Source organism: bacterium (genome assembly GCA_040755795.1).
GTDB lineage: Bacteria > UBA9089 > CG2-30-40-21 > CG2-30-40-21 > SBAY01 > JBFLXS01.
In genome coordinates this window covers 1-4928 of the sequence record JBFLXS010000313.1, presented here as the reverse complement: position 1 = coordinate 4928, position 4928 = coordinate 1, and the positions used below count along the sequence as shown (strand labels likewise).

Genomic DNA, 4928 nt, shown 5'->3' with positions numbered 1-4928 from the left:
CCAAATATAGTTAATTGACAATTATCAATTAGCCATTATCAATTCACAATTAATATTTGATGTTGACAAAATTAACAAATAATGGTCAATTGTTAATTGTAAATTGTCAATTGTTAATTATTGGGGGCTGCATTTTTCTAGTTCAGATTTCATATTCCACCCCCTTAATCCCCCGCCAGCGGGCAACATCAATTGAGTAGCGACAGAGCACTAGATTCTCAGTTCCATGGTTCACGGTTCCAGGTTCACGGTTAAAGGGTTAGATTTCTAACCTTGAACCTTTGAACCTTGAACCTGACAATCTAAGCAGATATAGAATCGCAAATTATGCCTTCTTCAAGTATAAATAGGTTTTTGGGCAAAATAAATTTAGTATAGGCTAATAGCTCTTTTTCTTAAAGAGGAATTTTATCCTCTAACCCGACAGTAAGAAGAAGGTCGCTATCTTAAACTACACTTTTGTGTAGTAAGGGGTGGCGATCATTATCGGTTTTACTGTCGGGTTGCCGATTTTGATTGTTTACCCCTTTTTTATTTTTAGGGGTTAAAATATTATAGCGGTTATTAACTGGAAGTTTACATAGGATAATATTCATAAATAAGGCATGAGAATAATCGTTCCGTTAGGAACATAATATCGGTAGGAATAGATAGATAAATCAATCAGTTCCGTAGGAACGATATATTGGTAGAAAAATTATGGAAAGCCATTTACCGATATATTGTCCCTATGGGACATTATTTGTATGATATTTATTTCTACCGATATATTGTCCCTATGGGACATTATTTGTATTTCTAAGTAAAGTTTTGAATAATAACTGCTATAGTAGCCAAATTGAACGAATTCTTCGTATTTTTACGAATTTGTTTTATTCGATTAATTCGATTACTTAAAAAGAGGAGGAAGAGATAATGAATAGATGCTTTAATATCAAGGGTTGTCCTGCAAGTTTCTATTTAATGTGCGAGGCGTACAGGCAGAGTAAGAATTGGTTTGAGGTAAAAAATCCAGCCTGTTGTCATAACCACACCTTACAAAAATGTAAAAAATGCCCTTTTTATTTTAAGATTCAAAACTGGGAAGAGAGAGATAAAACTCTAAGAGAGCGTTGCAAATAGTTTTTAGTTATGGTGCGGGTTTGGGAGAGTTTTTGGGTGATAAAAGATGCCAAAGCTATAAAAAAGAGATAATCTGCTTAGTTGACATCAAGATGAGAAGGTGTTATATCGGAACTTCCCCCTAAAAATTACCTAAAAAATAGACTTAAGTCTATGTATATCAATGGGATACGACTAAAATATGTTCAAAAAATGTGCCTACGAATATTTACAATTTTAGTAAAAATAATACTTGACAAAAGTAATACTCTTTTGATATGATATTTAGTAATAAAATCGCCCGTCCATAGTGTATCTACGAAAATTAAAAAAGCCTAATTAACATATCTTCTTAATTATCAATATGTTAATGGAGCCTTTTTGTGTATTTTCTGGGGGAAGTTCCGTTATATAGTTGCCCCTTCAAAAAATAATTAAAGGTTATATTGATTGAGCCGATAAAGACAACAGAACTAAGTTTTAAATTGGGGAGGGAAATAATGCATCCAAATAACCAATTATAGCGGTTATTAACTGGAAGTTTACATAGGATAATACCCATAAATAAGGCATGAGAATAATCGTTCCGTTAGGAACATAATATCGGTAGGAATAGATAGATAAATCAATCAGTTCCGTAGGAACGATATATTGGTAGAAAAATTATGGAAAGCCATTTACCGATATATTGTCCCTACGGGACATTATTTGTATGATATTTATTTCTACCGATATGTTGTCCCTATGGGACATTATTTGTATTTCTAAGTAAAGTTTTGAATAATAACTGCTATAATGCCTCAGTTATCAGGTGTAAAGGGAGTAAAATTGAGTGAAATTGGAAATTAGAAATTGGGGAGAGAAGTGAAAAACCCAATTTCCAATTTCTAATTTCAGCGTTTAAGTGAACAAATAGTTATCTTCACACCTCATAACTGAGGGATTACATTTTGCCTGAATTTTTTGTTGACAACATGGAGGTAAGCTGGTATAATAAAATATAGATAAATAGGTTTTTGGGCAAAATAAATTTAGTAGAGGCTAATAGCCCTTTTTCTTAAAGAGGAGTTTTATCCTCTCACCCGTCACAAAGAAGGAGGCTACTATTATTGCTGTGTTTTTTGCACAGCAAGGGGGTAGCTATCATTATCGGACTTCGTGACGGGTGGACGATTTTGATTGTTTACCCCTTTTTTGTTTTTAGGAGGTAAGATATTAGTAAGCGAATTTAACGAATCTAACGAATTCTGGGATGGTTCACTATTGTTTGAAACTTTGCGGTTAGAAAAGGAAGTTGAAATTGGAAATTCGAAAGTAACTATTCAGCCACAGAGGCACAAAGACACAGAGATGTTTAAGATGAAAGATTTCAATGAGATAACAGAGAAAATCATCGGATGTGCGATAGAAGTATATAAGCAAATTCCTCTTGTTAAAAGATGACATCAAAAGGTATATCTTATAAAATGCTCTGTGACTCTGTGTCTCTGTGGCAAATCTTCATATAATTCGATTGCTTAAAAAGAGGAGGAAGAGATAATGAATAGATGCTTTAATATCAAGGGTTGTCCTGCAAGTTTCTATTTAATCTGCGAGGCGTACAGGCAAAGTAAGAATTGTTTTGAGGTAAAAATCCAGCCTGTTGTCATAACCACACCTTACAAGAATGTAAAAAATGCCCTGTTTATTTGAAGATTCAAAACTGGGAAGAGAGAGATAAAACTCTAATTTAAGCGTAATCCTTAATTTTCTATTGACAACTTTGTTTAATGATGTTATAATGCCCATAGTCAAGGGGTGAAGGTAATGTCTTTAAAACATATTGAAGTCAATATCCCAAAGCATTTATATGAAGATTCAAAGAAGTTAGTAGATGATCAGATATTTTCGAGTATTGAGGAGATTATATGTGAAGGACTGAGACGAGAAATGGTTTATTATTTCCCTGTTTTCTACCCAGCTAAAGATTCCTTAGATGGTCAAAGGTGTGCAGAGGCAATTGAAAAGATAAGAGACAGAATGAATGAAAAAGATATGCAAAGGTTGAAAGGTGAAAAGGTTATCAAAAGGCTCAGACAAACAAGAGAAGAACTCTGGCGAGAAAAGTATTCGGCTTATTTTGGATAGCAACGAATACATATTTGGGTTAAATAGAAAGTCCGGAGCAAAGGACTCTATTGATCTTATTAGTATGTTGCCTGAGATGATAAGCTCAATTCCGGACTTTAGCCTTTTTGTTCCCGAGATTATACGGGATAATTTTATCGTGAAGGAGGGATGTAGTATGGTATATATTGCCTTAGCAATTATAGGGATTGTGGCTGTCTGGGTGGTGAGAGCACAATGGAGTAAAAAGGGACAGATAATCTTCCTCTTAACCACACTAATCGGTGGTTTAGTGCTATTTATTTGTGCAGATTTTTTCCTTCTTCAACCACCGGATGTTACCCAGCGTGGGGTATCTTCTTTTTTGGCTCAAATCCCCTGGCTGGAAATAAGCCTTTATCTGCTGATGTTATCTGGTATGGCGGCTAAATACTTTTTTGATGCTATTGGTGAAGAAGGCAAAAAGATAGAACTCAGCAAGTGGCAGCTTTTCAGGCCAATGTTAGTTTCGCCAATAGTATTTGGTGTAGTCTATGCAAGTATCGGAGAAAGTACGCCTGTGATAGTGAATTTAATCTTTGCCTTCCAGAACGGTTTTTTCTGGCAGACGGTTTTGAATAGGTTATAAGAAATTAGTAACCGTTCAGCCATCAGGTATCAGCAATCAGTTAACATCCAGGAAATCAGGATAGTAACAAATCCTACAATTTTGCGTAAAGGGTGTCTAAGTGTCTGGTAGTCTATGTAACCCAGACACTTAGACACCCAGATACCAGACTACCTGAACGGTTACGTGTTTTCTTTATTTCGTGCTTTCATAGTTAATACCGTTTTCCCATTTTACTGACCCATTACTGGCGAATCCAATGCCCATTGATAAAATGGAATAATCTGTATCTCAAATCCCTGTTCATATATTCTTCTACCCTCTCCTTCACCAATAATTATACTGGACTCTTTCAAGTTAAAGTATCTCATTGCTTCCCGTAAAGCAGATGTTTCTCTCAAGAGTGTTTCCTTATCATCCAGGACATAACAAACATTGATTAATGCCACAATCTCTAATCCTTGCTTGCAAACAAAATCTACTTCCTGTTTTTCATGGAAATAATACACCTCTTTCTTCTGCTTCTTTAAATGGTGAAAAACAGCATTTTCTAATAATTTTCCCTTATCCTCAGAAAACTTAAAGGCGATAGCATGATGCATGCCGTTATCTACAAAATAGACCTTACGACCTGTTTGCATTTGATTCTTCAAAGAATAAGAAAATCGTGGTAAGAAATCAATCAAAAATGCATCCTTTAAGTAATGAGAAAAACGGTGAATAGAGTCTAACGATAAAGAGAAATCAATTACTTTTTCTATTTTGTTAAAGCTGTATGGACGCGTAAAATTTGTACAATAGAATAAAGCTAAATTCCGTAACTTATCAACATCTTTTATCCTATGCCGACTAACAATATCTCTGCTTAAGATATCATTGAAATATTGGGTTAACAATTCCTTGCGCAGTAATTCATCTCTGGTAAGAACAATTTTAGGGAAGCCACCTAATTGCAAATATTCTAAGGTAAAATTATTTAACCGATTTTGTAACTATTCAGCAAAAAGGAGGATAATGGAGAAAGATTAGAGATAAGATTTAAGTTTTGTCCCTTGTGTTCCGATATAAGTAATACAAGCGAATAAAAAACACGGGGGAATTAATGACCATAGAA

Annotated in this window: 5 protein-coding genes; 4 read left to right on the top strand and 1 reads right to left on the bottom strand. The window is 34.5% G+C overall.

The genetic code is table 11. The features are described from left to right. The first annotated feature begins 2280 nt into the window (after positions 1-2280). The 4 genes from AB1414_15560 (at position 2281) to AB1414_15545 (ending at position 3835) form a co-directional block, all read left to right on the top strand. Positions 2281-2544 (top strand): hypothetical protein, encoded by a 264-nt coding sequence (locus tag AB1414_15560; GenBank protein ID MEW6608836.1) that lies wholly within the window; start codon positions 2281-2283, stop codon positions 2542-2544. 96 nt (positions 2545-2640) lie between these two features. Then, positions 2641-2793, top strand: a complete 153-nt coding sequence (locus AB1414_15555; protein ID MEW6608835.1) for a hypothetical protein — start codon at positions 2641-2643, stop codon at positions 2791-2793. A 114-nt stretch (positions 2794-2907) separates the two neighbouring features. Continuing rightward, positions 2908-3228, top strand: a complete 321-nt coding sequence (locus AB1414_15550; protein ID MEW6608834.1) for a hypothetical protein — start codon at positions 2908-2910, stop codon at positions 3226-3228. A gap of 157 nt (positions 3229-3385) precedes the next feature. Beyond that, positions 3386-3835, top strand: coding sequence for a hypothetical protein (locus AB1414_15545; protein MEW6608833.1), 450 nt, complete (start codon positions 3386-3388; stop codon positions 3833-3835). Between the two features lie 212 nt (positions 3836-4047). On the opposite strand, the gene AB1414_15540 is transcribed toward AB1414_15545, so the two are convergent. Then, positions 4048-4770: a DUF4143 domain-containing protein gene (locus AB1414_15540; protein MEW6608832.1), complete on the bottom strand. Its 723-nt coding sequence runs from the start codon at positions 4768-4770 to the stop codon at positions 4048-4050. Positions 4771-4928: the final 158 nt, after the last annotated feature.

Excerpts from the sequence above, each read along its gene's own strand:
- AB1414_15555 (MEW6608835.1), top strand. The coding sequence starts at position 2,641 with ATGAATAGATGCTTTAATATCAAGGGTTGTCCTGCAAGTTTCTATTTA.
- AB1414_15550 (MEW6608834.1), top strand. The coding sequence starts at position 2,908 with ATGTCTTTAAAACATATTGAAGTCAATATCCCAAAGCATTTATATGAA.
- AB1414_15545 (MEW6608833.1), top strand. The coding sequence starts at position 3,386 with ATGGTATATATTGCCTTAGCAATTATAGGGATTGTGGCTGTCTGGGTG.